Origin of the sequence: Streptococcus sp. NLN76 (assembly GCF_015686645.1) — a bacterium.
Taxonomy (GTDB): domain Bacteria; phylum Bacillota; class Bacilli; order Lactobacillales; family Streptococcaceae; genus Streptococcus.
The window spans coordinates 49,033-75,698 of sequence record NZ_JADPMS010000002.1; the positions used below are offsets into that span (position 1 = coordinate 49,033).

Consider the following 26,666-nt stretch of genomic DNA (forward strand, 5'->3'; position numbering starts at 1 on the left):
GCTTGGGGTATAATGTCAAAAAAGGAGAGAATATGTTTTATACTTATCTGAGAAGTCTGGTCGCCCTTTTGTTATGGGCTGTAAATGGCCCCGCTCGTTATGAAAATCTTGATAAATTACCAGACCTTGAGACCAATTATGTGTTAGCAGCGCCCCATAAGACGCTCTGGGATCCTGTTTACCTAGCTTTTGCGGCTCGGCCTAAGCGATTTATTATTATGGCCAAGCAAGAACTCTTTAAAAACCGTATTCTTGGTTGGTGGATTCGGATGTGTGGGGCCTTTCCGGTGGATCGGGAAAATCCAGGTCAAGAAGTTTTGAAGTACCCTGTGCGGATGTTACGAAAAAGTGATTTTTCGCTGATGCTTTTCCCATCTGGAACCCGTCACTCTTCTGAACTCAAGGGAGGAGTAGCTGTTATTGCTAAGACTGCTAAAGTCCCCATTGTACCAGCCTTTTATCAAGGCCCAACAACCATTGGCGGGCTTTTGAAGGGCCAACCGGTTACCATTCGAATTGGAGATAGTCTCGATATGAGCGACATCAAGCGCCTCAATAGTGAGGGACTAGCAGAAGTTTCCACGCGTCTCCAGGCTTCCTTCGATCAACTGGAAGCGGAAATCCAGCCGCAGGGGCGCGGCCTCTTGACTTGGTTGCTTTTGCCTATCCGTCTTGTGGTTTTACTCTTTGTGTTGGTCTTGATTCTTTTGACCGTCCTCTTTAGCTGGATTGCCTCTTTTGTCTATCAACCAACTATTGATGTGAAATAGTTTTTTCTTTTTTTCTCCGAATAAAAAAGTAGGAGGAACGCCTATGCACAATTGGAAAGAACTGATTCGCCAAAACGCTTTGCCACTGCTCCTGGTCCTTGGAGTAGTGGTTTTTTTCATCTATAAACAAGTGATATCTCAACCTCAGGCGCAAGCACCTGTCGTGGCTGTGTCCAAAACAAGTCAGACACTTCAAAGGAAGGAGGGGCAGCCAGTAAAATCTGAAACTGGTAAAATCACGGTGGATGTTAAGGGGGCGGTACGCAATCCAGGTGTCTATGAACTGTCCAGCCCGGCCAGAGCCCAAACAGCTATTCAAAAAGCAGGCGGCCTAACTTCAGAGGCCGATCCGAATGGACTCAACCTGGCTCAATTACTCAAGGATGAAGCGGTCGTCTATGTCCCTCGAGAAGGTGAGGTTCCTACCATCGCGTCGGCAGCACCGGTAGGGGGGAAAGCAGTTGGTTCGTCTGACTCTGGAAAAATAGCTCTCAATCAGGCTAGCGCAGAAGACCTGCAAAAAATCCCTGGAATTGGCAAGAAACGCGCAGAAGATATCTTAGCTTTTCGGGACCAAAACGGAGGTTTTCAATCCATTGACGACTTGAAAAAGGTATCAGGAATTGGGGAGAAGACCTTGGAAAAAATCAAGGATCATGTCCAAGTGGATTAGAGGAGAGGGACTGTGATGAAACAGTTTGTTCAGAGTGTAATCCAGAAACTGTCGCTTTCTCATGTCGCTTTTCTGACAGTTTTATCCTATTTTACTTGGGTCACTCTCCATCCTTTGCTGATTATTTTCTGGCTACTGTCAATGTGCTTCCTTTACTGGAATCAAGGGAGGGAGGTCTTTTTGATGCTAACTCTGATGTTACTGATCTTAGGCGTTACTTGGCAGTTGCGCCAGAAGCTCAGTCAGGACAAAGCGGCAATGGAGCTGGAGGCTCCTCGTCAGGTTTTTCTTAAACCAGATAGTTTGATTTACGAGGAGGAGAGTCTCAAGGGGGTCGCACAATGGGAGGGGCATTCTTATCGCTTTACCTACCGATTAAAGGAAGGAGAAGATCTTCGTTTTTTGCAAAAGGGCACTAGTTTGCCATCACTTGTGATTGAAGGAGAATTAGGAGAAGCGCGTGAGCAGGAGAATTTCGGAGGTTTTGATTATCGAGCTTATTTAGCAAACCAAGGGATTTACCACACCTTGAAGATTACCAAAATCGAACAAGTGACCTGGCAGGAGACATGGAATCCTATCGACAAGCTATCCATTTGGAGGGCCGCTTGTATCGGCTGGATTCAATCCACCTATCCAGAAGAATTGGCCTCTTACATGACGGGTTTATTACTGGGCTATCTGCCAGCGAGTTTTGAAGACCGTGGACAAGTTTATCGCCAGTTGGGAATTTTTCACCTTTTTGCCCTTTCAGGCATGCAGGTTGCTTTCTTCACCAAACTTTATCGACGAGTGTTTGCTCGCTTGGGGCTGACCAAGGAAAGTCTTAATGGGCTCCAATGGGTCTTTTCCTTCATGTATGCTGGCCTGACAGGTTGGAGTCCATCCGTTTTGCGAGCCTTGGTTCATCAGCAATTAGCTCTAGTAGGTTTGCGAGGGATGCAACAATTCTGGGTACTGATCTTACTGCTGGCCGGACTAGCCCCGCACTATTTTCGAGATATGGGAGCCATCTTGTCCTTGAGCTTTGCCCTTGTTTTGCAAGTTCTGGCTCAAGATAGATGCCTAGCGACTGGTCGGAAGCAGGCTCCCATTCTCGCCCTTGCAAGTTTGCCCGTTCTTTGTCTCTTTTTTAGTGAATACCAGCCCGTTGGGATTCTTTTGACCTTTTTATTGTCTCTTCTTTTTGACTGTATTCTTCTCCCCCTTTTCTTGACTTTACTCTTCTTAGTTCCTTTGACAAAAGGGGAAGAGGTCAACAGTCTTTTACAAGGTTTGGACTGGTGCTTGCAAATGGCCCAATCCTATTTACCTGGCCCCATCATATTTGGTCAACCGTCATTGCCAGTCTTTCTTGGCTTATGTCTCTGTCTGGCCTTTATGTGGGATTTTCGTTCCCATAAAAGACGAGTTCGTTTTTGCTTTTCCCTCTTTTTAACAGGGTTACTCCTGACCAAATTTCCCTTGGTTAACGAAATAACTCTGGTCAATATTGGTCAAGGGGACAGTATTTTTCTTAGAGATTGGCAAGGACGACATGCCCTTATTGATATTGGAGGCAAGGTCAGTTTTGGACCTAAGCCCAAACAGGATACCAAAGCCAATGCCGAGTATAGCTTGATTCCGTATCTCAAATCCAGAGGAATCAACCATTTAGAACAGGTTTTCCTCACCCATCCGGACGCCGACCATGTCGGTGACCTTTTGGCCGTGGACAAAGCTATCCCTATTTCTCATATCTATGTTAGTCCTGGAAGTCTTCACAAGGCAGGTTTTTTAGACACGTTAGAGGCCACCCAAGCTCAGATCCATCTAGTTGAACTCGGTCAGACTTGGCCTATTTTTGATAGTCAGCTTCAAGCCCTCTATCCTTTGGAGGAAGGGCAAGGGGATAACAACGATTCCCTTGTTCTATATGGTCAGTTTTACCAAACTCGTTTCCTTTTTACCGGAGATTTGGAAAAAGAAGGAGAGGACGTTCTCATGAACCACTATCCAGACTTAACGATAGACGTTCTGAAACTGGGCCATCACGGTAGTAAAGGCTCCTCAACACCCGATTTCTTGGATTACCTCCATCCCAGCCTAGCCCTGATTTCAGCCGGTAAAGACAATCGCTACCACCACCCTCATGAAGAAACCCTGGAGCGACTAAGAGAACGGGACATCCCTTGGCATCGAACCGACCAAGAAGGCGCCATCCGACTTTATGGCTGGTGGAATTGGAAAGTAGAAACCGTCCGCAAACTAGAGGTAGAGTGATACTCTTTTAATTTCAAAATCTAACATTGTCAAGGCTCATCGGTGAACCTATTGATTGCGTGCCTTGCACGCCTTATCGCAAATATTCAACAGGTCTCCCAGACCTGTTGAACTACCATCGTGGCCTTTCCTCGTCATTTTTTCAAAGTTATTCGAGTATTCTGATTTTGAAGTTAAGTCGGTATGAATACTCGTGGAGGTAGGTGGCCTTTAATTACTGGAGTAAATCTAGTGGTCATTCTAAAATCTTTGAAATGAGAAATGATTGATAAAGCGGGAACATTTTGTTAGTATGTATTTACAAATTGTATTTATAACATGGAGGAAAATATGGCAAACACTCAACCCGTTAATTTTAGAGCTGATACAGCTTATTACCAACAAACAAAAGATACCTTAAAGAAGGAAGGACTTACAGTATCAGATATCCTAAACGCAACACTAAGGAAAGTTGCTACTGGAGCCGTAGATCCCAAAGTGTTTGTAACTAGTGATCTCGAAGATTCATCCTATGATGTTGCTTTTCAAGACTTAAAAAGAGAAGTCTTACGTGGTCACCGGGAAATCATGGACGGTAAGGTGACTCCTTTAACGGAAGTGAGAAAGGAATTTGGACTTGAGTAACCAAAATGTCTATGATGTTTTTCTTTCAGATCAGGCTAAGTCTGATCTGCGTGAAATACGAGACTACATCCTTAATAACTTTTATAGTCAACAAGCAGCAGATAGTAAGACTGCTTTGATTTTGAGAGCACTGGAAACACTAGAAACCTTTCCTGAGGTCTGTCCTCTTGTCTCTAGTCGAGGTTATGGGGAATTGACGGACGACGGCAAACGCTATCGATATATGCCTATCGAAAATTACTTAGTCTTTTATTATATTGAAGGATACAGAGTCTGTGTGGCTCGAATTCTAAGCTCAAGGCAGAATTGGGCAGCCCTATTTTTGAAATAAATCAAATGACATCTCTTATATAGAGGTGTTTTTTTTAGTTTGGTGTTTTATACTCTTTTAGTTTATCTTTTATTACTGTGTTAGCTCGTCTTGCCGTACTTCAGTACTGTCTACGACTCGCTGCCTTGTACTAAAAGTAAACTAAAAGACTATATCTGTGGAGATACTATTTACCTGACAAATGTCATAAAAAGTCATGACATTCAGTGCTAGTTCTGATAATCAGTAAGGAGTAGACTAGAGCTAGATTAGGAGGAAATGATATGATTCATGTTGAAAAGTTAGTCAAGGAAATAAAGGGGAAGCGAATAGTCGACACCATATCTTTTGATATTGCTGCTGGAGAGAGTGTAGCCGTCATCGGTCCTAATGGTGCTGGTAAAACAAGTTTGATGAATTGTTTGACTGGAAAGTGGAAGGCAAGTACCGGGTTAGTGAGGGTCAATGAAAAAGCTCCTTGGGCTAAAGAGAATAAGGGGAACTTGGCTGTTTTAGGGCAAGAGAATGTGATTCCTGTAGATTTGAAGGTTAAAGAGTTATTGGCTTTCTTTCAAGATATTTTTCCAGATTCTCTCAATGATGAGGAGCTGGATAGACTTTTACAGTTTTCCCAAGAGCAAAAAAATTTATTAACTCAAAAATTATCGGGTGGACAACGACGACTTCTGGCTTTTGTGCTTTGTTTGGTTGGAAAACCCAAGGTCTTGTTCTTGGATGAGCCGACTGCGGGTATGGATACCAGTACTCGGAAGCGTTTCTGGGAAATTGTGGAGGAGTTAAAGGCTCAGGGGCTGACCATTTTTTATTCGAGTCATTATATTGAAGAGGTGGAGCATACTGCGGATCGGATTCTTTTGATTCATCAGGGAAAACTGTTGCGGGACACAAAACCAGAATTGATGAGAAGTGAAGAGCAGGTCAAGGTTGTAACCTTAGCAAGAAATTGGATGAGTACTCTATCTCCTCATCTCTACTATGAAGTAGAGGATAAGGGAGAGAATGTGAACTTTAAGACTCAAAATATTGAGGAAGTCTGGGAGGAGCTATCAGCCCAAGGTTGTAGCATTACAGATGTTCAAATTCAGAATAAGAGTTTGTTAGATATTTTATTTGAGCAAACCAAGGAGGAGAAGCGATGAAAGCCTTATTAAAAATTGAAAGCTTGAAACAGGTGCGTAGTATGTGGATTTTTGCACTAGGTGTTGGTATGCCACTCATTTTCTTTCTAATTTTCTCCTCAACTATTGATTTCGGAGATCCCAAGGTTCAAGCAGTTTTCGTTCGAAACTACATGTTGACAATGACCTCGTTTTCCATGTCTAGTTTTGCCTTGTTTACTTTTCCTTTGATGCTACATGAGGATCGAAAAAATCACTGGACAGATTTTCTTCGCTATTCACCGATTTCAAGCTCTCGTTATTACCTGTCTAAAATCTATCGGGTTTTTCTAACCTACTTGGTGTCCATTCTATTAGTGTTCTCAGTGGGAGCTTTGGTACGGGGTGTTTCGATGTCTCCTTGGGAATGGGGAGGTGCGGCTTTCTTGCTAATACTAACGTCAATTGTTTATTTAGCAATTGGACTTTTAATAGGTTTCTTACCATCAGAACAATCCATGTCCGTGGTGGCCAATATATGCTTTTTCATCCTAGCTATTTTGGGAGGATCTTGGATGCCAATTTCGGTGTTTCCAGAATGGGTTCAGAGAATTTGCAAATATACCCCAGGCTATCATGTCAATCAAGCTGTTCTTAGTTTCGTAGAAAATTCCCGTTTGAACTGGAAATCTTTAGCATTTGTTGCGATCTATACCTTTATCTTCCTAGCTATAGTACAATATAGTAAACAGAAGAAAGAGGGGAATTAGGATGTTTGAAAAGCGAAAAGTCAATCCGATGTATTTTATTGGGCTTATTTTTCTCATTTTTCCCATTGCATATGCATGGGGCGATGTAGATTTTCCTGTTATAGTTGGATCGTCTCTTTTGTTTGGTGCCTTCTATATTTCCTTGCTTTATACTCGAAATCCCTTGTATGAAAAAGTCGCTTGGTTTTATATGCTGGTCTATATTCTGTATATGTCCTTAGAAAGAAACTTACAGTTTTCTTTGTTTCTCTTTAATCTCTCAAATTTATTATCCTGGCATTATACGGAAGATCGTTGGACTTTTCGAACTATTTCCTATATCTTGGCTCTAGCTATTTGTTTAGGGTGGGCTATTCTAGGGCCTTTTACTTGGGAGACTGTGGTCTTTATGTTTGTTCTTCATTCTTTTGCTTTGTTTATGTTTTATGGTGGTCGTCAGGAAATGGCAAAAGAAAAAATGGAAAAGCAGTTGCAGGAACAGAATGCCTCCATTAACCTTCTTATTGGGGAAAACGAACGAAATCGCATTGGGCAAGATCTTCATGATAGTTTGGGGCATGTTTTTGCGACTATGGCCATAAAAGCAGAGTTGGGGTTAAAGCAATTGGAAAAAGGGAATTTGTCGGCGGTCCAACAAGAATTAGAGGATTTGCAGGCTACGAGTCGAAAGAGTATGATGGATGTCAGGAACATTGTCAATCAATTGAAGTATCGGAGTTTGGAAGAAGAACTACTGCAATTGCAAGAAGTGTTTGAAATGGCAGGGATCGATTTACAAGTCCAAAAAGAATTGGAGGTGTCGAATTTATCACCAGTTCTCCAATCCAATCTCACCATGATGGTAAGGGAGTTAGCCAATAATGTCATTAAACATGCGGAGGCTGACCATGCTTGTTTACGATTTAAAAACTTAGGAGATCAGATGTTAGTCGAAATGGAAGATGATGGCAAGGGCTTTTTGAATCAGACGACTACGGAACTTGTCTCTTTGCGCAATCGCTTGTCATTGATTCATGGCCAAGTGACCATCGAATCACCCAGTCGTCCAACCCTAGTCCGTCTGAGTCTACCTTTTAGAAAGGAGTAACCATGAAATTATTAGTAGCAGAAGACCAATCTATGTTGCGGGATGCCCTGTGTCAGTTATTGCTTTTAGAAGATGAAGTTGAACAGGTATATGCTGCCAAGGATGGTCGGGAAGCCATTGATTTACTCCAGCAAAAAGAAGTAGATGTTGCTATTTTAGATATTGAAATGCCTGATGTGACGGGATTGGAAGTTTTAGAATGGATTCGTGAACATCAAGAGGTGCGCGTGATTATTGTAACGACTTTTCGGCGAACAGGTTATTTCAAAAGGGCTTTGACAGCAGAGGTGGATGCCTATGTACTGAAAGAACGTTCGATTTCAGACTTAATGGCGACAATTCGTAAGGTTTTACAAGGACATAAGGAGTATTCACCGGAGTTGATGGAAGAAATGACGCATTCGACTAATCCTCTCAGTCCTCGTGAAGTTCAAGTTTTAAAAGGGATAGCTCGTGGTTTGTCCAATCAAGAGATAGCTCAGGAACTCTATCTCTCTAATGGTACCGTTCGAAACTATGTGACGAGTTTGATGACAAAACTTGGAGCTAACAACCGAACGGATGCTCTGATCATTGCTCAGAAAGAGAATTGGATTTAGTGATACATTTAAAATCTAATCATGTCAGGGCTTTCTGATGAATGGCATTAACAATCTAGACTAAATATGGATAATCCTCCAAATTAAAGGTTTTGGAGGATATTTTTGTATATATAAGAAGATGAAAACAGACCGGCTGATGCCGGTCTGTTTATCAGTTTTATATTAGACTATTATACGAAATCAGTACACTCGAGAAATTTCAAAGAGATGACTAGGAAAGCCGATGAAGGTTGTTCAACAGGTCTGGGAGACCTGTTGAATATTATCGATAAGGCGTGCAAAGCACGCAATCAATAAGTTCACCGAAGAGGCTTGACAACGTCAGAATTTGAAATTTAATGAGTATTATTTGATGCGTCCTGGGCGTTCTTTATAGCCGTAGTAAGCGTCTTCGATAATTTCTTGCATATGCTCTACAAGAGCCAGGCGTGGGTTGGCTGGTGTACATTGGTCTTCATAGGCTAGCAGGGCAAGTTCACGAGAGTGTTTTTTGAGTTCTTGCTCGTCGACCCCCTGTGCTTTGAGGTTCATCTCAATACCAACGCGTTCACCGAGGTCATAAACAGCCTGTGCATAAGCTGCGACAGCTTCTTCTGGAGTAGAACATGGTAGACCAAGCATGCGGGCGATGTCTTGGTATTTTTCATCTGCCTTGTAGTAGTTGTATTTTGGCCAAGTTGCTGTTTTGGCGGGACGTGTACCGTTGTAGCGAATCACGTATGGCAAGAGGATTGCGTTGGTTCGTCCGTGAACAGTGTGGAACTGAGCTCCCAATTTATGAGCGATGGAGTGAGAGATACCGAGGAATGCGTTGGCAAAAGCCATTCCCGCCATGGTTGAAGCATTATGCATTTTTTCGCGAGAAACAAAGTCGGCATTCTTCACAGAATTTTCCAAGTTTTCAAAGACCAATCGAATGGCTTGAAGGGCTAATCCATCTGTATAGTCATTGGCAACAGTTGAAACATAGGCTTCGGTTGCATGGGTTAGGACATCCATACCGGTGTCGGCAGTGACGTGAGCTGGAACAGTCATAACCAAGGCTGGGTCAACGATTGCGACAGTTGGTGTGAGTGAGTAGTCTGCAATTGGGTATTTACGGTTATTGGCTTTGTCTGAGATAACAGCAAATGGAGTAACCTCAGAACCGGTACCAGAAGTAGTTGGGATAGCAATGAATTTTGTTTTCTTGCCAAGCTCAGGAAACTTGAAGGCCCGTTTGCGGATGTCCATAAATTTTTGAATCAAGTCATGGAAATCAACTTCTGGTTGCTCATAAAAGAGCCACATGACCTTGGCAGCATCCATTGCGGATCCCCCCCCAAGTGCAATGATGGTATCAGGGTTGAAAGTCCGCATCATCTCGGTTCCCTTGTAGACGGTTGTGATGTCTGGATCTGGTTCAATATCGGCAAAAATTTGGTAAACAATTTTGTTCCGACGGAGATGGAGTTGTTCAAGTATACGATCGAGGAATCCTAATTCTACCATTGAAGGATCTGTTACAATCATAACGCGTTCTACATCACGGCATTTTTGGAGATATTGGATGGAGTCGCGTTCAAAGTATGTTTTGGAGGGAACTTTAAACCATTGCATATTATTTCTACGTCTTCCTACTTTTTTGATGTTTAAGAGATTGATAGCACTTACGTTGTCACCAATTGAGTTACGTCCATAAGAACCGCATCCAAGAGTGAGAGATGGTAGGAAGGAATTGTATACATCTCCAATACCGCCGAAGGTGGATGGTGAGTTCCAGATAACCCGAATAGCTTTAACCAAGTTACCAAAGTCCTTGGCAAGTTCAGCATCTTCGGTATGGATGGCAGCGGAGTGTCCAAGTCCATCGAATTCCACCATTTGACGAGCTTTGTCTAGGCCATCTTCACGAGAATCTGCTTTTAAAACAGCAATAACTGGAGAAAGTTTTTCGCGAGTCAAGGGTTCTTTTGGACCGACTTGTGAGACTTCAGCAGCTAAGATATTGGTGCCTTCTGGAACGGAGAAGCCAGCTTGTTCAGCAATCCAAGCCGCTGGTTTCCCAACGATATTCGGATTCAATTTGGCAAGGGCACAGTTCTTCCCATTTGCTTTAGCTCCGAAACAGAATTCTTCGAGAAGAGCTTTTTCTTTTTTGTTTACAAAATAGGTGTGGTAGGATTTGAATTCGTCAATAAACTCTTCATAAATTTCTTTGTCAATGATCACTGCTTGTTCGGATGCACAGACCATTCCATTATCGAAAGATTTAGACATAACGATGTCGTGTGCGGCTTGGCGAATATTGGCAGTTTTTTCAACGTAGGCTGGCACATTTCCAGCACCAACTCCTAAGGCTGGTTTTCCACAAGAGTAGGCAGCACGTACCATGGCATTTCCACCAGTTGCTAGAATCGTAGCAATTCCGGCATGGTTCATAAGGGCTGCAGTTGCTTCCATGGATGGTTGTTCAATCCATTGAATACAGTTTTCAGGAGCACCCGCTGCGATAGCGGCATCTCGAACGATACGAGCTGCATGTGCAGATGATTCTTGTGCGGAAGGGTGGAAGGCAAAGATGATTGGATTCCGAGTCTTCAAAGAAATCAATGATTTGAAAATTGCTGTTGAAGTTGGGTTCGTGGTCGGTGTGATTCCGCAGATAACCCCAACTGGTTCCGCAATTAAGGTAAGACCAGTAACGTCGTCTTCTTCGATAACTCCGACGGTTTTAGTATGGCGCATGTTGTTAACCACGTGCTCGCAAGCAAAAAGATTTTTAGTTGCCTTGTCTTCAAAAACACCGCGACCAGTTTCTTCGTAGGCATGCATGGCCAAAGTGCCATGTGCGTCTAAAGCTGCAACAGAGGCTTTAGCCACAATATAATCAACCTCTTCTTGATTGAGCTTACGCATTTCCTCAAGGGCAATCAATCCCTTAGAAACCAAGTCATCGACATGAGTTTGAGCTAGTTGTTCTTTTTCTTCTTTTGTGATAGTTTTTTCAGTCATACTACTCTCCTAATCTTTGTTAAGTATTTCACATTTATTATTATAGCGCATTCGGGATTGTTTGTAAAGTTTTTCACAAGGTTTTTTTAAAAAAATTTCAAATAGGCTGAAACAGGAATTTTTGCTAGAATAGAAGAAAAGGGGGAAGCATGACAGCAATTCGACAAGTAGAAAAAATGACAGCAGGGGATTTTCCAGCCTTAACCGTGGTTGCTGGAGAAGATGTGGGGCAGTTTTCTTTACTAAAGGAAGAAGTACTCCGTAAAATTGGCTTTGATCCAGCTGATTTAAGTATGAGCCGCTTGGATATGCGGGAAACTCCTTATGTACAGGTTCAGGAAGAGTTGGAAAGTCTGCCTTTTTTTGCAGAAAATAAGTGGGTAGTCTTGGATTCTTTTCTGGATTTGACGACGGGGCGGAAGCGTTATTTGTCAGATGAGGATCTCAAGCGTTTTGAAGATTATGTGCAGAATCCAAGTGCTGATACCAAGGTTCTTATTTTTGCGGAAGGGAAGCTGGATGGAAAACGTCGTTTGGTCAAGTTGCTTAAACGTCAAGCCTTATTATTAGAAACCAAGCAGTTCAAAGAGAAGGAGTTTCGTTCCTTTTTACAGGAAGAGTTAAGAAATCGAGGCTGGAAGCTTGGGGCAGATTTACAGGATGTCTTGCTGGAGAAATCTATGCTGAATGTGAGCCTGCTTCGTCAAAACTTAGCCTTTCTGGAAGACTACAGCAATCTAGCTACTTTGACGGTTGAAGAACTACGACAGCTACTCCCCAAAACCTTACAGGACAATTTTTTTGATCTCTCTAGTCTTCTCTTACAGGGGAAGTTGGAGGCAGCCAGGTCTTTAATGGCGGATTTACGGCTCCAGGGCAAAGATGATATCCAAATCCTTGCGCTATTACTCAGCCATTTTCGCCTCTTTCTCTATGTGCGGTTCCTCAGTCCCTCTACTGAAGCCAACCTGGTGGCTGAATTGAAAAAATTGACGGGGATTAGTTACAATCCTTACCGAGTTCGATTTGCCCAAAGAGATAGCCAAGCACTCCCAACCAGCTATCTACGCAAGATCTATGAAAAAATGATTCAAACGGATTATGATATGAAAACGGGATTGTATGACAAGGCCTATTTGATGGATCTGTTGATGATTGAGATGGTGCAAGGTCTCGAGCAGAAAAATTGAAATAGCAGCGTTTTTGAAGTATGATGGAAGAAGGAAAAAAGAAAGAGGTAAAATTGAGTATGATCTATACAGTACCTGAATTGCCATACGCATATGATGCTTTGGCACCACATATTGATGAAGAAACCATGCACTTGCACCATGATAAGCACCACCAAGCTTACGTTAACAATCTAAACGCTGCCTTGGAAAAACACCCTGAAGTGACAGCGGATATTCTAGATCTCTTGAAAGATGTTCAGTCTATCCCTGCTGATATTCGTCAGGCTGTCATCAATAACGGTGGTGGTCATGTCAATCACTCCCTTTTCTGGGAAATGATGACACCAGAAACTACAGCTCCATCTGCGGAATTAGCAGCAGACATTGAAGCAACATTTGGTTCCATAGATGCCTTCAAAGAAGCCTTCGCCGCTGCAGCAGCAACCCGCTTTGGTTCAGGCTGGGCATGGTTGGTGCTCAACGCTGAAGGAAAATTGGAAGTTGTCTCTACAGCTAACCAAGATAACCCAGTATCCAATGGTCAAGAACCACTTCTAGGCTTGGACGTTTGGGAGCACGCTTATTATGTAAGCTACCGTAACCTTCGCCCAGACTACATCAAAGCCTTCTGGAATGTGGTTAACTGGAATAAAATATCGGAGCTCTACGCAGCTGCAAAATAACAGACAAAAACTTGCTCCCTAAACAAGGAGCAAGTTTTTGTGCTAGATAGGTAAAAAATAGAAAGAGCTTGAACAGCAACCTTAGAGAGGAGCTACTGATGACCTGTGTTTTTTGTAAGGGAATTAAAGAAGAGAATATCCTTTTCCAATCTAAATATTTCAAAATGGTTTGGGATATTAATCCTATTCAATCAGGACATTTACTTGTGATTTCTAAGGAGCATTATGAATCTTTAGAGCAACTGCCTGAAAGAATCCGCTATGAACTTGTGGATTTACAAGCTTATTTGACAAAGGTTTTTCGTGAAAAAACAGAAGTAGATGGTGTTTCTTTGGTCTACAATGATGGTGTGATGGATCCTGGGACACATTTCCATTTTCACCTCATTCCTCGCTATCGAATGGATGGCTTCTGGGATCCGATAGATGTCGAAAGGGTGGAAATGGATGTCACACATTTGTTAGAAGCGATGAAAAAATGGCGGATTAATCAATGTCATTAAGTTAAGGATTTCGAAAGCTCCTAAATTGAGCTTTCGAAATCCTTTTTTTGCTATACTTAGGCTCAAGGAGGTGGATAGAATGCCAAATCAATTAAAGAATCAACTACGAAAAAGTATTGCTGCTGTGATAGAGCGAGATCGAGGAAGTTTGATCCATAACCCATCTGATTTTTCTCGTAATCGGGAACTATCTCTCGATAAAACGGTGAATCTAATCCTTGGTATGTCCGGGAAATCCATTTCTAAAGAATTGTTAGATGCTGATCTTTGGATCACGGAATCTGCTTTTGTACAAGCTCGCTACAAAATCAAATCAATCGCTTTCTATAAAGTATTCAAAGAATTCACCTCAAAAATTCCTATAGATGATTCGATACCTATTCTAGCTGCAGATGGAAGTGACGTGAATATTCCTAGAAATCGAGCAGATGAGGGAACCTCTTTTCAAGTTGATGTAGGAAATAAGCCGTATAACCTGATTCATCTGAACGCATTTTATGACCTAAACACAGGGATTTATACCGATATCATAGTACAAGATAAAAGGGAGGCAGACGAGCGACAGGCGGTCATTGATATGATGGAGGTATCTCCCTTTTGAAACAGCTCTGGTAATCATGGATTGGGGATATGAGAGTTATAACCTTATGACACATTTTGAGCAAAAAGGATGGAAATATATTATCCGTGTCCAGAATGGTCTGGAATCTTTTGCATCAAGATTTCATTTACCGGACACCTCAATTGAAAAAGAAGTTGCCATCAAATTGTCTAGGAATCAGACAAAACAGATGAAAAATCTTTATAGACAGTCTCCAAAAAAATATCGATTTGTACCCCATAATTCCAGATTTGATTTCCTCTCGGACTCTATTAGTTATGGAAGTGATCCTCAATTTTATGAACTGCATTTTCGGATTTTAAAGTTTCCGATAAGTGAAGGAAAATATGAGGTCCTTGTTACAAATTCAGACTTGCCTTTTGAGGAAATTAAAAAACTCTATGCCCGTAGATGGGGCATAGAGACAAGTTTTAGAGACCTAAAGTATAGTATAGGTCTGGTTCATTTTCATGCAAAGAAGAAGGAAGGTGTTCTTCAAGAAATTTATGCACGTTTTACAGAGTTTAACTTCTGTAGATGGATCACCATGAAAATTAGTGATACAATGCCCAGCTTAGAAAACTACCAAATCTGCTTTTCTGATGCTGTTTATGCCTGTAAACAATTTCTGAAAAACAGGCTCACTTCTTCTAAGTTGAAAACTTACATAGAAAGACATTTATCAATCATTCGTCCAGGTCGGACGTTTAAAAGGCGACTGAAAAATCAATCAGTAGTAAGCTTCACCTATAGAGTATCGTAATTTTAAAAATTTCTGTTTATTCAACTGATTTTAGTGCTTCTAACATATCTACTTTTTTGAGCCATTGATTTACAATGAGACCTAGGAGAACGAGGATCGTAATGATGACGAAGGCAGGAATAATGTAAATGATAGCTCCTAAATGTGGGTTAAAGAGGATGAATTCAGGTGGAATCATCTGAATCATGTAAGCATGTAGCCATCTTCCCATTAGGAAACCTAAGAGAATTCCGAAAATAGAGAGATAGATAGATTCACGATAAATGTAGAGGGTAACTTCTTTGTCATAAAATCCGAGTACTTTAATAGTGGATAGTTCACGGATTCGTTCGGCGACATTGATATTGGTCAAGTTATATAGAATAACGATCGCAAGAAGTACGGACGTGGCAATTAAAACAATCATGACGCGGTTGAGGGACTGAACGATGGTGGTGACTTGTTCTTTTAGACTTGTATTTTGTACGACACCTTGCACATTATCTAGTTTCATAAACTCATTTGCCATGCGATTCGTTTCTTCTTTACTTGTGTTTTGAAGTCGAATTAAGCTAGCGTTTTCGAGTGCCGGTGTTTTAAAAGCCTGATCATAGGCGTTTGTATTCATGAAAATAAAGTGTCCCATGTACATCTCAATAATTCCGGAGACTTTGATTGTTATGGATTGTTGATCACCTGTTTCGACTGTAAAGGAATCACCAACTTGCAAATCAAGTATTTGAGCTAATTTTTCAGAAATGAGAGCACCTTCAGAAGGTAATTCTAAAGACTCTTGACTTTGACGATTCACAAGGTGTATATAATTTTCGAATTCCTTCTTATTTTGATCGTCTGCAGCTAACAGGGTGATGGACTGTTGGTCTTGCTTTTCACCTGCCACCTTGGTAACTTTTTCATAATGAACCGGCATGGAGCTTTTTATGGCTTTGTCATTTAAGAGTTTATCAAAAGCACTCTCTTCTTGAGTTGAATTCGTTTCTTGAGTAGCGACAATCATGTCGTATTTAATCAAATCGGTAAACTGACGATTGTTTAGGTCAGCAATCGAAGAGCGAACTCCTAGTCCAGCAAATAGCAAGGCAATGGAGCCGCAAACTCCAAAAATAGTCATGAACATCCGTTGCTTATAACGGAAAATGTTTCGAGCAGTAACCTTTTGAGTAAAACTCAAACGAGTCCACAGTGGTTGGATTTTTTCCAAAAGGATCTTTTCTCCTGCAACAGGTGGTTTGGGTAAGAGAAGTTGTGCGGGTTGCTCAGTTAATGCTTTGCGTGCGACTAGATAGGCGGGAAGAACAGTACTTAAGAGCCCCAGTAATAGTGCTAAAAGAGTTTTTCCAGGGTAAAAGTGAAGTTCCATAGGTGCTAGGACAATCTTTTGACTGTAAGTAGAATAAATAATGGACGGAAGTAGGGTATGTCCCAAAATTGTTCCAATGACAGTTCCTAAAATCCCAGTGACAGCACCGTACATCACAAATTTGCGAATGATTTCTTTTTTATCATATCCAAGTGCTCGGAGGGTTCCCATTTTTAAGCGCTCTTCATCAACAAAGCGAGCCATCGTTGTAAAGGTTACCATGGCAGCAATGAAGTAGAGCACAAGTGGAAAAATATTCCCAACAGAATTGATAATGGAGGCATTATTTTCATAGGATACATAGCCTTCAGAACCGGGAATTTCCCGTCGGGTGTAGACAGCATAGGTGGGACTAGCTAAGTTATCGAGCTTGTCTTGAGCCTGAGCTAATTCTTCTTCCTTGGTTTTGATGTCTGACTCTGCTTTTGGTTTTTCTTTCTCAAAAGCAGTCTGTTTGCTGGCAAATTCTTTTTTTGCAGCATCTAATTCTTGGCTTTTTGCATCCAATGCCAGAAGTTGCTCAGGACTTAGAAGGTCTCGTTGACTCTGGGCAAGTGCCAATTCTTGTTCCATCTGCCCAAGCTCAGTATCGGCATCTCGCAATTGCTTTTCAGTTGCCTTGAGTTGAGCTTTGGCCGCTTGAATTTGCGTTTGTCCCTGATCGACTTTTGCTTGTCCTTCCTTTTTTAGTTCCGCAAGACGCTGATCTGGCTGATCGGCTACCAATTTTTGAATTTCGTCCTTATAATCATGAACCTGATTTAAATAGGCATCATCGTAAGGGCTTAAGGAGGATAAATCCGAATAGGCGATACGAGCTAGCATGTAGACATCTGAGTTAAAGGCTTGAGGAGGTATCACGGCATAGCCACGTAATTCTCCACTGCCTGCTGTGCTTTGACCCATGTTGACACGTGAGAGGAGTTCAGATGAATTGACAAAACCGCTGATGGTGAAGGTTTTGTGCTTCAAGCTATTTGAAGTTGAGTCCTCTTTTTCCTCGATTGTGATGGTGTCACCGATTTTATAGCGATTTTGTAGGGGTGCAGTTAGGGCAATCTGGTTCGATTCACTGGGCAAAGTCCCTTCAACCAAATCATAAGTGGATAACTGATCGGGCGTTGAGAAGATTCGAATGGCATCAGTGCTGTTCTTTAAGACTACATCTTTGAAATAGCCATATTCCACAACAGCCTGATTTTCAAGACTGTCTAATAATTCTTGATCTGTTTTATCTAAGCCATAATTACTGAAAACATATAAATCAGCGACCTGGTGCTGTCTAAAAAAGTGTTCCCCTGTAGATTGCATGTTGGGAGGTGTCACCTTTAGACCAATCAGAGCAAAGGACCCTAGTGCCATGAGAGAGATAATGGATAGAACACGTCCTTTTGAGCTACTAAAGGACTGTCGGATATCTTTCCAATAAGTTTTTGAAGCCATGGTACGCTCCTTCTAGTATTCTAATTCAGAGATGGATTGCGGTTCAGGATTTAATTCAATCGACTGAACTTTGGCATCGTGCATGCGGATTACTCGATCTGCGATAGGAGCCAGAGCCCCATTATGGGTGACGATAATAACGGTCGAACCTTTCTTTCGAGCCATGTCTTGTAAGATTTGCAAAACTTGCTTACCAGTTTTGTAGTCAAGGGCACCCGTTGGTTCATCACAGAGTAGGATTTTTGGGTTTTTGGCAACTGCACGTGCGATAGCCACCCGCTGTTGTTCACCACCTGATAGCTGTGCGGGAAAATTATGGATCCGATGCTCCAAGCCCACATCCTTGAGAGTATGGACTGGATCCAAAGCGTCCTCCACGATTTCTGATGCAAGTTCCACATTCTCTTTGGCTGTCAGATTGGCAACTAAGTTATAGAATTGAAAGACGAAACCAACATCCTCTCGTCGGTATTTTGTGAGTTGATGGGCACTATGATTGGAGATATCTGTCCCGTCAATGATGACCTGGCCTTCATCATTTGTATCCATCCCACCAAGGATGTTAAGAACGGTCGATTTTCCAGCACCTGAGGATCCAAGAATGATGACTAACTCTCCTTTTTCAATTTCAAAGTTAATATCATTGTTGGCGACAATTTCGGATTCTCCAACCTGGTAACGTTTGAAACTATGTTTCATTTCAATATAAGACATCTTGTTTCCTTTCTTAAATAAACACATTGTTGATTTAGTTACCACTTTAGTATATAGTTGAATGATGAGGAAAACAATCATCAATCTTGCCGAATTTGTTGATTTAAGAAAGGAGATAGAATGACTCAGAGAAGACAGACCTTAACCAAGAGCTATATCAAAGAAGCACTTACCCTTTTATTGAATGAGGAACGCTTTGAGGATATTTCCGTTAGCAAAATTTGCAAAAAATCAGGTATTAATCGTGGAACTTTTTACCTGCATTATCTGGATAAATTTGATATGATGGATCAATTAAAGGAGGAGACAATAGGGGATTTAAAAGTCATCCTGACAGACGGAGACAAGAAGCCTCGGCAGATTATTCGAGAAGCTTTGGAATACATCCAAAGTGATTTTGCCTTTCTCTATGCTGTTTCCCAATCTAGCTATGCCAATTTTTCAGAAACAATGAAAGAATTTGTTTTGGTTTTAGTGGACTGGGCACCAAATGGTAAAAAGCGCGTGACACAGATGTACGACATCCCTCAAGATTATGCACTGGGGATTCTTGCTGCTAGTATTGAATCGATTATTAGTCGGTGGTTACAGGGCGGGGCTACTGAAGAGATAGAAGAAGTAACGAATATGATTCTCCGTGTTTCTAAATTTGATGAATGGTTGTAAATCTTGGATTTTTTAGCATAAAAAGCCACAAATCGAGCTTAGGCTGATTTGTGGCTTTTGCTTCTTATCTTATTTTTAAAATCTCAATGAATAAACATGGCATCACCAAAGCTGAAGAAGCGGTAGCCTTCTTGGATGGCGTGGTGGTAGGCTGCTAGATTTTATTTTTAATGATAAATATACCTTTTATAACCATGTAAAATACAATTATCGAAATAAGAATAGTTAGGCTAGGTAACCACAAACCAGAATATGCAATGATTCCCTGCCCGAACAGCTTAGCGATATAATGAACAAAATAAATGATTATAAAATTAAAAATAGTCGAAACAAGGATAATGATAGAAGCGTGAAAAATTGACTCCGTTAGCCTTATTTTTAGCAACTGTTGCTTTGAAGTTCCTAATATTTGAAGTTGGATAATCTCTTTGAAATCTTGGTTTGATGATATGATACTAATAGAAATCGTATTAGCAAGAATGAGAAGAATTGGTGCAAGCATGTATGCAATAAAGGAAGCTCGTGCTTCATAAATGGCGTTTTCTGTACCTGCAAAGACATACATATTTTGTGTAAAGATCATAAAACCAGAAGTGAGAGTCACTCCCATAGTTAGAGAGGTTTGTAGACTCTTTAAATAGTTTGGGTTTTGGAGTAAATTCCAGAATCCAGTATTATATGCATAGTGTTTCGAGTTGAAAAATTTATGGATGATTCTTAACGCTAGTATTTGTACTTGCGGAGAAATGATTTGAATAATAAACAAGTGAAGTATGAGTAAGTAAAGTATCCCGGAAGACTGGGGGAGTATTTGCTCCGGAGATCTATCAGACACATCAGATGTGATATAAAAGGCACATAGAACCCAGAGAGTAGCGACAAGTAAAATGTTTATGAGTTTGGTTATTAAATGTAAGATTTTTTTCTTTTGAGGCCTATTTTCGAACTGCTTATCTGCTTCTAAAAAACGTAGCGAATAAAAATAAGCTCCAAAGCCAACAATTGTTGGAACAATTAGACTACTAATAATGAAGGTGAGGAATGATGCATTAAAAAATAAATTTGGTAATTCATCTTGACCGAGGAAGAATTGTAGAAAACTGTAATAATCATCAACGACAAGGAAGGCTAAGAAGGTCCCAAAAATACTTATGATTAAAGCCATGAGAAAAAATTGCCCAGATACTAATAAGGAGAGCTGTTTCTTATTTGCCCCTAATATAGTCCACAACTGGTGATCTTGTTGAAAAATATTCATAAGTAGCCTAATAATATTGGAGATTAGGAAGAATAGGGTTGTTCCACCAAAAATTAGCAACATTTGAAAAAGTTGTATTGGTGCAGCTACAATTGAAGATGATGAGCTTGTTGTGCCTATTAAAGATACCCCAATGATTAAACTAGCAGTGAAAAGAAGAGGTATTGTCCCAAGCCATTGCTTTTTTGAATAGAGAAATTGATACCAAATGAGTCTCAACATATTTTCTCACCTCACTCATTGATAGTTTCAAGTGCTTGATAAAGTTTTTCAGCAGTTGGTCTATGGATAACTTTTGATATGCGACCGTCTTTTAAAATAAGAGATTTATCGGTCATAGAAGCCAATTCAATATCATGTGTAACCATGAGAACACACTTCCCACTAATTGCGAAATTTTTAAGGGCCTCAAAAATTAATTGTCTAGAAATACTATCTAAGGCTCCAGTAGGTTCGTCAGCAAAAATAACCTTACTGTCCGTGAGTATTGCGCGAGCAATGGCAACTTTTTGTTGTTCTCCACCAGATAAATTAGCTACTTTTGCAGTTATATCCGCTTCAAAATTTAGACTTTTTAAAAGACTTTTGATTTGATCATCTGCTATTTTTTTACCAGAGAGCCTAAGCGGCAAGGTGACATTTTCTAATACGGGTAAGGCTGGAACAAGATTATAGTCTTGAAAGATAACAGCAATATCCTTTCGTCTAAATAAGGCCAATTTACGATCGTTCAAGGAATAAGGATTTATATCATTGATCAAAATTTCCCCACTAGTTGGTCGTGATAAACTGGATAAGCAACTAAGTAAGGTTGATTTTCCAGAACCACTGATACCTAGTATAGAGATAAACTCGCCATAATTAGCAGACAATGAGATTCCTTTTAGTACTGATATTTTTTTGTTTTTATCAATCATAAAATCTTTTGTTACATTGGTTGCGTATACTGCCAAATTTTTAATCATAAAAACCTCCCGATTTTCAGGCTATATTGTGTACATTGAACGAGGCTATAGGTAAGCGTGGCAACTCTTGGGGTTGAATAAAGAATTTGTTTTTTGTTTTCTAAAATAAGAAGACTCAATTTTGTAGCGCTTTCAACAACATTATACTACTTCTAGCACGAAAAAACATAAGTGCTAGGTCTTAAGAAATATGTATTTTATTTGATACTCTTTTAATTTCAAAATCTGACATTGTCAAGGCTCCTAGGTGAACCATTAGTTCTACCATCGTAGCCTTTCCTCGTCATTTTTTCGAAATTATTCGAGTATTCTGATTTTGAAGTTAAGTTGGTATGAGATATCAGTTTTTTAGAAATTAGAAAAAGAGATTAGAAACAAGTCTTAAAAATAGAAAATAGCTTAGAATTGTGTCTTAAACACATTGATTCTAAGCTATTTTTAATTGTTTAGAGTGGGGTATTTTGCTGTCACTATTCTCAATGAATAAACATGGCATCACCAAAGCTGAAGAAGCGGTAGCCTTCTTGGATGGCGTGGTGGTAGGCTGCTAGGGTTTGTTCGCGGCCAGCAAAGGCTGAGACCAGTATGACGAGGGTTGATTTTGGTAGGTGGAAGTTGGTTGAGAAGGCGTCTACAACTTGCCACTGGTAGCCAGGTTTGATGAAAATGTTGGTCCAGCCACTGGCTCCAACGAGTTTGCCTTGGTTGTCTCGGGCAACGGTTTCCAGGGTTCGGATGGTGGTGGTGCCGACAGCGACGACTCGGTTTCCGGCTTCTTTCACCTGATTCAAGGCTTGGGCTGTTTGGTCTGAAATGGTGTAGTATTCCGAATGCATATCGTGGGCTTCCACATCTTCTACGGATACGGGGCGGAAGGTTCCGAGTCCAACATGGAGGGTGAGGTAGTGGATTTGAACACCTTTAGCTGCGATGGCTTCCAACAATTCTGGTGTAAAGTGAAGTCCCGCGGTTGGGGCGGCGGCAGAGCCATTTTCTTTCGCATAGACGGTCTGGTAGCGTTCACGATCTTCTAATTTTTCATGAATATAAGGAGGAAGAGGCATCTCGCCGAGGCTCTCTAGAATTTCCAAGAAGATTCCCTCATATTGGAATTGAATGATGCGACCGCCGTGCTCCAATTCTTGGATCACTTCAGCTTGAAGGCGGCCGTCTCCAAATTCAATCCGAGCGCCAACTTTCAGTCGTTTGGCGGGTTTAGCAAGAACCTCCCATTGATCGCCTTCTGTATTTTGCAAAAGCAGGAGTTCCACATGACCACCGGTCTCTGTCTTTTGCCCATAGAGACGAGCGGGCAACACGCGCGTGTTGTTGAGAACGAGCGCATCGCCTGGATTCAGGTAGTCAATCAGATGGTCAAAATGGCTGTCCGTCATCTCCCCACTCTCCCGGTCCAAGACCAGTAAGCGGGAGGAGGAGCGATCCTCGAGTGGAACCTGAGCAATCAGCTCTTCCGGTAATTCAAAATCAAAATCACTAGTTTTCATATTGGATCCTTATAGTTGATAAAATAAAAAGAAATAGTACAGCAGAAGCAGGAAAGGTGTGCTCACCAAAAGAAAGGCCAGAAAGCTCAAGAAAAAAACCAACCAAGCCTTCATTTTGTAGCCCCAAAAATAAAGGGCTAGAAAAAGCAGAATCCCTGCCAGAAAGAGAAAAGCAACAAGTTCTAACATAGGAATCATTATAGCACGCTTTAGAGCAGAAGTAACCTGAAAATTATTTCCAAAAAATCGGTCTATACCAGTTGACAAAAATTGGTCTATACCATACAATAAGATTAGGAAAACACAAGGAGGAAGACTCATGATTAAAGTTGTTCGTGTCGCAAGTCAAGAAGAAGGTGGGCAAGAGGCCCTTGCTATTTTGAAGGAGAAACTTGTTGCAGGTGCTCAAACACTAGGATTGGCAACAGGTAGCAGCCCTCTCGGTTTTTATGAGGCAGTTCGGGCTAGTGATCTTGATTTTTCTCATTTAACCAGTGTGAATCTGGATGAGTACGTTGGACTAGCGGCAGATAATCCTCAATCCTATCGTTATTTTATGGAAGAAAATCTCTTCCAAGTAAAACCATTTAAGGCGAATTACTTACCAAATGGGGAAGCTGCTGACTTAGATGTGGAATTAGCCCGTTACCAAGAAATCTTGGAAGAACATCCAGTTGATTTACAAATCCTTGGGATAGGCCGAAATGGTCACATCGGGTTTAACGAGCCAGGCACTTCCTTTGATCAAAAAACACAGGTGGTGGACTTACAAGAATCTACAATTGAAGCCAATGCCCGTTTCTTTGATAAGATTGAAGATGTTCCAACCAAGGCTATTTCGATGGGAATCAGCGATATTATGAAAGCTAAAACCATTGTTCTCTTTGCCTACGGTGCTGATAAGGCAGATGCGATTGCAGGTGCCGTGAATGGTCCTGTGACAGAAGAATTACCAGCCAGCATTTTACAAAACCACCCAGAAGTTTATATCTTTGCAGATGACGCAGCCCTTTCCAAATTGGAAGACTAATGCTCAGCCCTCCTGATGCCACAATCGGAGGGCTTTTCTATTTTGTCTACTTTTGCGGAACATGGTATACTAGTAAGGCAGAAAAAATCGGAAGGAAACAGTGATGTCACGTATTGATGAAATGAAGCGGCGACGGACCTTCGCCATTATCAGTCACCCGGACGCGGGGAAAACAACCATTACCGAGCAATTGCTCTATTTTGGAGGCGAGATCCGTGAGGCCGGTACGGTAAAAGGGAAGAAGACTGGAAATTTTGCCAAGTCTGACTGGATGGATATTGAGAAGCAACGGGGAATCTCCGTTACCTCATCAGTCCTGCAATTTGACTATCTTGGCAAGCGGGTCAATATCCTAGATACCCCGGGACACGAGGACTTCTCTGAAGATACCTATCGGACCTTGATGGCAGTGGACGCAGCTGTGATGGTTGTCGATTCCGCCAAGGGGATTGAGGCCCAAACCAAGAAACTTTTTGAGGTTGTGAAACACCGCAATATTCCCGTTTTCACCTTTATTAACAAGTTGGACCGAGATGGTCGCGAGCCCCTCGATTTGCTGGAGGAGTTGGAGGAAGTTCTGGGAATTGCTTCTTATCCAATGAATTGGCCGATTGGGATGGGAAAAAGTTTTGAAGGGCTCTACGACCTTCACCATAAGCGGATTGAGTTGTATAAAGGGGAACAGCGTTTTATCGAGTTTGAGCAAGCTGAGAGTCACGGGTTGGGGAACAATCCTTTCTACCAACAGGTGCTAGAAGATGTGGAGTTGCTCAGTGAAGCTGGAAATCCTTTCTCCGAGGAAGCTATCTTGGCCGGGGACCTGACCCCAGTCTTTTTCGGATCAGCCCTTACGAATTTTGGGGTCCAAACCTTCTTGGAAACTTTCCTTGAATTTGCCCCAGAACCACATGGTCATCAGACAACCGAAGGCGAGATGATCCAGCCGGATGCACCAGATTTCTCAGGATTTGTCTTTAAAATTCAGGCCAATATGGATCCGCGGCACCGTGACCGAATTGCCTTTGTGCGCATTGTATCAGGGGAGTTCGAACGGGGTATGGCCGTTAACCTACCGCGAACTGGAAAAGGGGCGAAACTGTCCAATGTTACCCAGTTTATGGCAGAGTCTCGTGAAACAGTTGAAAACGCCGTGGCTGGGGACATTATCGGGGTCTACGATACTGGTACTTATCAGGTTGGGGATACCTTGACCGTTGGGAAAAACAAGTTTGAATTTGAACCCCTCCCGACCTTTACACCGGAAATCTTCATGAAAGTTTCTGCTAAAAATGTCATGAAGCAGAAGTCCTTCCATAAGGGAATTGAGCAACTAGTACAAGAAGGGGCCATCCAGCTCTACACCAACTACCAAACCGGTGAGTATATGCTAGGGGCAGTCGGTCAACTGCAATTTGAAGTTTTCAAACACCGGATGGAAAATGAATACAATGCGGAAGTTGTCATGTCCCCAATGGGTAAAAAGACCGTCCGTTGGATCAAACCAGAGGACCTGGACGAACGCATGAGCTCCAGCCGGAATATTCTGGCGAAGGACCGCTTCGAACAGCCCGTATTCCTCTTTGAAAACGACTTCGCTCTACGCTGGTTCGCAGATAAATATCCAGATGTAGAACTCGAAGAGAAGATGTAGGATACAAGAAACTATAGACACAAAAACACTTCAAGCGCTCACAAAGCCTTGAAGTGTTTTTTCGAAATCAAAATAAATCGGAATAGCTACCTGTTCGTGTTGCAGTTAAAATGAGGTGTCCTCTATCAATTGCATAGATGAGGAGCCAATCGGGTTCAATATGACATTCTCTAAAACCCTGATAATTTCCCTTTAGAGGATGGTCGAGATATTTTTTATCTAGTTCTATTTCTTGCTGGAGTTTACTTAAAACTGCTTCCAATTTAAGTAAATTACCTCCACGTTTTTGGATTCGTCTAATATCCTTTCGGAATTGGTAAGTGGTTCTGAGCTCTAACATGAGCTATTCCTCATTCAAGTCATTCAGAAAATCTGAAAAATCCGAATAAGATTGACTAGGAAGGTCACCAGCAATAATACGTCGGGCTTCCTCTATTGCTAATTCTGTCGGTTTATTGTATCTAGGTTGCCGAATTTGAAATGGAAATCCACCTTGCATAATTGCAGTATTAAGGAAAATATTAATCGCATCTGTAACAGAGATGCCAAAACTTCCAAAGAGCTCTTCAGCCTCTTTTTTCAAAGTAGGTTCAATTCTTAAATTAATATTTGCAGTTTTTGCCATAGAAATCACCTCCTAAGTCAAATTGTACTCCGTTTGTGTAACATTTGCAACCATTTTTTGTGCGTTGGCTCTTTTATTAGAGATTACAAATCAAGATAATTTAGAAGAGTAGCTAGAACTCTTGTGATACAAGAAGCTTGTGTATTTTTTAGTGGATTAAAACGTGTTGAACTTACCAGCAAGGAAAGATAGCTTGAACGAGTTATGGGTTGCTCTTCTAATAGTCCTTTTTCTGAACTTGAATTTATAGAGTGACTGAAAAACGTTAGTAAAGGGCACCTCTAAAAACTCCTCTCTTCGTGTCTGGATGGGTTACACTAAACTAGACAGAAATTATAAACTCTTCTAAAATTGAATCAAAAGGAGAATATTATGGCTAGGCGTACCCGCCGTCATTTCAGTGACGAATTCAAACAACAAATCGTAGATCTTCATCGAGCAGGTAAAAGACGCAGTGAAATTATCGAACAGTATGATTTGACTCCCTCAACCTTTGATAAATGGATTAGACAGTCTA

At 41.4% G+C, this 26,666-nt stretch carries 24 protein-coding genes and 2 pseudogenes; 17 read left to right on the plus strand and 9 right to left on the minus strand.

Annotated elements, in window-relative coordinates; translation table 11 throughout:
• The first annotated feature begins 32 nt into the window (after positions 1-32).
• The 9 genes from I1A59_RS00750 (at position 33) to I1A59_RS00790 (ending at position 8,213) form a co-directional block, all read left to right on the plus strand.
• A complete protein-coding gene (locus tag I1A59_RS00750; RefSeq protein ID WP_196090917.1) occupies positions 33-770 on the plus strand; it encodes a 1-acyl-sn-glycerol-3-phosphate acyltransferase in 738 nt (245 codons plus the stop codon).
• 43 nt (positions 771-813) lie between these two features.
• A complete protein-coding gene (locus I1A59_RS00755) occupies positions 814-1,443 on the plus strand; it encodes a helix-hairpin-helix domain-containing protein (protein ID WP_196090918.1) in 630 nt (209 codons plus the stop codon).
• A gap of 15 nt (positions 1,444-1,458) precedes the next feature.
• Entirely contained in the window at positions 1,459-3,705 is a 2,247-nt protein-coding gene (locus tag I1A59_RS00760) for a DNA internalization-related competence protein ComEC/Rec2 (protein WP_348769632.1), read from the plus strand.
• A gap of 330 nt (positions 3,706-4,035) precedes the next feature.
• Positions 4,036-4,329, plus strand: a complete 294-nt coding sequence (locus I1A59_RS00765) for an antitoxin (protein ID WP_196090920.1) — start codon at positions 4,036-4,038, stop codon at positions 4,327-4,329.
• On the plus strand, positions 4,322-4,660 hold the full coding sequence (locus I1A59_RS00770) for a type II toxin-antitoxin system RelE/ParE family toxin (RefSeq protein WP_196090921.1): 339 nt from the start codon (positions 4,322-4,324) through the stop codon (positions 4,658-4,660). Before I1A59_RS00765 ends, I1A59_RS00770 begins: the two co-directional genes overlap by 8 nt.
• Before the next feature lie 263 nt (positions 4,661-4,923).
• The gene (locus I1A59_RS00775) at positions 4,924-5,799 is read left to right on the plus strand and encodes an ABC transporter ATP-binding protein (RefSeq protein WP_196090922.1); all 876 of its coding nucleotides are present in this window, start codon (positions 4,924-4,926) and stop codon (positions 5,797-5,799) included.
• Entirely contained in the window at positions 5,796-6,527 is a 732-nt protein-coding gene (locus I1A59_RS00780) for an ABC transporter permease (RefSeq protein WP_196090923.1), read from the plus strand. Before I1A59_RS00775 ends, I1A59_RS00780 begins: the two co-directional genes overlap by 4 nt.
• 1 nt (position 6,528) lies before the next feature.
• Positions 6,529-7,614, plus strand: a complete 1,086-nt coding sequence (locus I1A59_RS00785) for a histidine kinase (protein ID WP_196090924.1) — start codon at positions 6,529-6,531, stop codon at positions 7,612-7,614.
• A gap of 2 nt (positions 7,615-7,616) precedes the next feature.
• A complete protein-coding gene (locus tag I1A59_RS00790) occupies positions 7,617-8,213 on the plus strand; it encodes a response regulator transcription factor (RefSeq protein WP_196090925.1) in 597 nt (198 codons plus the stop codon).
• A 348-nt stretch (positions 8,214-8,561) separates the two neighbouring features.
• Here the strand turns inward: I1A59_RS00790 and adhE are convergent, their stop codons facing one another.
• Positions 8,562-11,210, minus strand: coding sequence for a bifunctional acetaldehyde-CoA/alcohol dehydrogenase (gene adhE / locus I1A59_RS00795; protein ID WP_196090926.1), 2,649 nt, complete (start codon positions 11,208-11,210; stop codon positions 8,562-8,564).
• Between the two features lie 149 nt (positions 11,211-11,359).
• Here adhE and holA point away from each other — a divergent pair, with 149 nt between their 5' ends.
• The 4 genes and pseudogenes from holA to I1A59_RS00815 all read left to right on the plus strand — a co-directional run bounded on the left by holA (position 11,360) and on the right by I1A59_RS00815 (position 14,932).
• Positions 11,360-12,400 carry a DNA polymerase III subunit delta gene (gene holA, locus I1A59_RS00800; RefSeq protein ID WP_196090927.1) on the plus strand — a complete coding sequence of 347 codons (1,041 nt, stop codon included), beginning with the start codon at positions 11,360-11,362 and terminating at the stop codon, positions 12,398-12,400.
• A 59-nt stretch (positions 12,401-12,459) separates the two neighbouring features.
• Positions 12,460-13,065, plus strand: a complete 606-nt coding sequence (locus tag I1A59_RS00805; RefSeq protein WP_196090928.1) for a superoxide dismutase — start codon at positions 12,460-12,462, stop codon at positions 13,063-13,065.
• A gap of 98 nt (positions 13,066-13,163) precedes the next feature.
• On the plus strand, positions 13,164-13,568 hold the full coding sequence (locus I1A59_RS00810; protein ID WP_196090929.1) for an HIT family protein: 405 nt from the start codon (positions 13,164-13,166) through the stop codon (positions 13,566-13,568).
• Positions 13,569-13,647: 79 nt separating this feature from the next.
• Positions 13,648-14,932, plus strand: a pseudogene (locus tag I1A59_RS00815) (IS4 family transposase).
• A 16-nt stretch (positions 14,933-14,948) separates the two neighbouring features.
• On the opposite strand, the gene I1A59_RS00820 reads toward I1A59_RS00815, so the two are convergent.
• Positions 14,949-17,735 carry an ABC transporter permease gene (locus I1A59_RS00820; protein WP_196090930.1) on the minus strand — a complete coding sequence of 929 codons (2,787 nt, stop codon included), beginning with the start codon at positions 17,733-17,735 and terminating at the stop codon, positions 14,949-14,951.
• Between the two features lie 12 nt (positions 17,736-17,747).
• On the minus strand, positions 17,748-18,449 hold the full coding sequence (locus tag I1A59_RS00825) for an ABC transporter ATP-binding protein (protein ID WP_196090931.1): 702 nt from the start codon (positions 18,447-18,449) through the stop codon (positions 17,748-17,750).
• Between the two features lie 120 nt (positions 18,450-18,569).
• On the opposite strand from I1A59_RS00825, the gene I1A59_RS00830 reads away from it, so the two are divergent.
• Positions 18,570-19,115, plus strand: a complete 546-nt coding sequence (locus tag I1A59_RS00830) for a TetR/AcrR family transcriptional regulator (protein WP_196090932.1) — start codon at positions 18,570-18,572, stop codon at positions 19,113-19,115.
• 83 nt (positions 19,116-19,198) lie between these two features.
• Here the strand turns inward: I1A59_RS00830 and I1A59_RS00835 are convergent.
• The 4 genes and pseudogenes from I1A59_RS00835 to queA form a co-directional block, all read right to left on the minus strand.
• A pseudogene (locus tag I1A59_RS00835) lies at positions 19,199-19,273 on the minus strand (S-adenosylmethionine:tRNA ribosyltransferase-isomerase); the annotation flags it as partial.
• Entirely contained in the window at positions 19,270-20,595 is a 1,326-nt protein-coding gene (locus I1A59_RS00840; protein ID WP_196090933.1) for a beta-carotene 15,15'-monooxygenase, read from the minus strand. The gene I1A59_RS00840 and the pseudogene I1A59_RS00835, both read right to left, overlap by 4 nt.
• A gap of 11 nt (positions 20,596-20,606) precedes the next feature.
• Positions 20,607-21,338, minus strand: a complete 732-nt coding sequence (locus I1A59_RS00845) for an ABC transporter ATP-binding protein (protein WP_196090934.1) — start codon at positions 21,336-21,338, stop codon at positions 20,607-20,609.
• A 476-nt stretch (positions 21,339-21,814) separates the two neighbouring features.
• Positions 21,815-22,843, minus strand: a complete 1,029-nt coding sequence (queA, locus tag I1A59_RS00850; protein WP_196090935.1) for a tRNA preQ1(34) S-adenosylmethionine ribosyltransferase-isomerase QueA — start codon at positions 22,841-22,843, stop codon at positions 21,815-21,817.
• Between the two features lie 322 nt (positions 22,844-23,165).
• On the opposite strand from queA, the gene I1A59_RS00855 reads away from it, so the two are divergent.
• Both I1A59_RS00855 and I1A59_RS00860 read left to right on the plus strand, forming a co-directional pair.
• Positions 23,166-23,873 carry a glucosamine-6-phosphate deaminase gene (locus I1A59_RS00855; RefSeq protein ID WP_196090942.1) on the plus strand — a complete coding sequence of 236 codons (708 nt, stop codon included), beginning with the start codon at positions 23,166-23,168 and terminating at the stop codon, positions 23,871-23,873.
• Positions 23,874-23,976: 103 nt separating this feature from the next.
• Complete coding sequence (locus tag I1A59_RS00860; protein ID WP_196090936.1) at positions 23,977-25,524, plus strand: peptide chain release factor 3; 1,548 nt, start codon at positions 23,977-23,979, stop codon at positions 25,522-25,524.
• 67 nt (positions 25,525-25,591) lie between these two features.
• Here the strand turns inward: I1A59_RS00860 and I1A59_RS00865 are convergent, their stop codons facing one another.
• Together I1A59_RS00865 and I1A59_RS00870 are read right to left on the minus strand one after the other, a co-directional pair.
• Positions 25,592-25,864, minus strand: coding sequence for a type II toxin-antitoxin system YafQ family toxin (locus tag I1A59_RS00865; RefSeq protein WP_196090937.1), 273 nt, complete (start codon positions 25,862-25,864; stop codon positions 25,592-25,594).
• 3 nt (positions 25,865-25,867) lie between these two features.
• Entirely contained in the window at positions 25,868-26,149 is a 282-nt protein-coding gene (locus I1A59_RS00870; protein ID WP_196090938.1) for a type II toxin-antitoxin system RelB/DinJ family antitoxin, read from the minus strand.
• Between the two features lie 372 nt (positions 26,150-26,521).
• Between I1A59_RS00870 and I1A59_RS00875 the strand changes: the two genes are divergently transcribed.
• Positions 26,522-26,666: transposase (locus tag I1A59_RS00875; protein WP_196090939.1), on the plus strand; the 145-nt coding region annotated here is incomplete at its 3' end.

Bases quoted from the DNA above. Each gene is read 5' to 3' on its own strand.
- queA (WP_196090935.1), bottom strand. From the start codon at position 22,843: ATGAAAACTAGTGATTTTGATTTTGAATTACCGGAAGAGCTGATTGCT.
- I1A59_RS00760 (WP_348769632.1), top strand. From the start codon at position 1,459: ATGAAACAGTTTGTTCAGAGTGTAATCCAGAAACTGTCGCTTTCTCAT.
- I1A59_RS00765 (WP_196090920.1), top strand. From the start codon at position 4,036: ATGGCAAACACTCAACCCGTTAATTTTAGAGCTGATACAGCTTATTAC.
- I1A59_RS00755 (WP_196090918.1), top strand. From the start codon at position 814: ATGCACAATTGGAAAGAACTGATTCGCCAAAACGCTTTGCCACTGCTC.
- I1A59_RS00775 (WP_196090922.1), top strand. From the start codon at position 4,924: ATGATTCATGTTGAAAAGTTAGTCAAGGAAATAAAGGGGAAGCGAATA.
- I1A59_RS00790 (WP_196090925.1), top strand. From the start codon at position 7,617: ATGAAATTATTAGTAGCAGAAGACCAATCTATGTTGCGGGATGCCCTG.
- I1A59_RS00750 (WP_196090917.1), top strand. From the start codon at position 33: ATGTTTTATACTTATCTGAGAAGTCTGGTCGCCCTTTTGTTATGGGCT.
- I1A59_RS00825 (WP_196090931.1), bottom strand. From the start codon at position 18,449: ATGTCTTATATTGAAATGAAACATAGTTTCAAACGTTACCAGGTTGGA.
- I1A59_RS00820 (WP_196090930.1), bottom strand. From the start codon at position 17,735: ATGGCTTCAAAAACTTATTGGAAAGATATCCGACAGTCCTTTAGTAGC.
- I1A59_RS00810 (WP_196090929.1), top strand. From the start codon at position 13,164: ATGACCTGTGTTTTTTGTAAGGGAATTAAAGAAGAGAATATCCTTTTC.
- I1A59_RS00830 (WP_196090932.1), top strand. From the start codon at position 18,570: ATGACTCAGAGAAGACAGACCTTAACCAAGAGCTATATCAAAGAAGCA.
- I1A59_RS00840 (WP_196090933.1), bottom strand. From the start codon at position 20,595: ATGTTGAGACTCATTTGGTATCAATTTCTCTATTCAAAAAAGCAATGG.
- I1A59_RS00845 (WP_196090934.1), bottom strand. From the start codon at position 21,338: ATGATTAAAAATTTGGCAGTATACGCAACCAATGTAACAAAAGATTTT.
- I1A59_RS00780 (WP_196090923.1), top strand. From the start codon at position 5,796: ATGAAAGCCTTATTAAAAATTGAAAGCTTGAAACAGGTGCGTAGTATG.
- I1A59_RS00805 (WP_196090928.1), top strand. From the start codon at position 12,460: ATGATCTATACAGTACCTGAATTGCCATACGCATATGATGCTTTGGCA.
- holA (WP_196090927.1), top strand. From the start codon at position 11,360: ATGACAGCAATTCGACAAGTAGAAAAAATGACAGCAGGGGATTTTCCA.
- I1A59_RS00865 (WP_196090937.1), bottom strand. From the start codon at position 25,864: ATGTTAGAGCTCAGAACCACTTACCAATTCCGAAAGGATATTAGACGA.
- I1A59_RS00860 (WP_196090936.1), top strand. From the start codon at position 23,977: ATGTCACGTATTGATGAAATGAAGCGGCGACGGACCTTCGCCATTATC.
- adhE (WP_196090926.1), bottom strand. From the start codon at position 11,210: ATGACTGAAAAAACTATCACAAAAGAAGAAAAAGAACAACTAGCTCAA.
- I1A59_RS00785 (WP_196090924.1), top strand. From the start codon at position 6,529: ATGTTTGAAAAGCGAAAAGTCAATCCGATGTATTTTATTGGGCTTATT.
- I1A59_RS00870 (WP_196090938.1), bottom strand. From the start codon at position 26,149: ATGGCAAAAACTGCAAATATTAATTTAAGAATTGAACCTACTTTGAAA.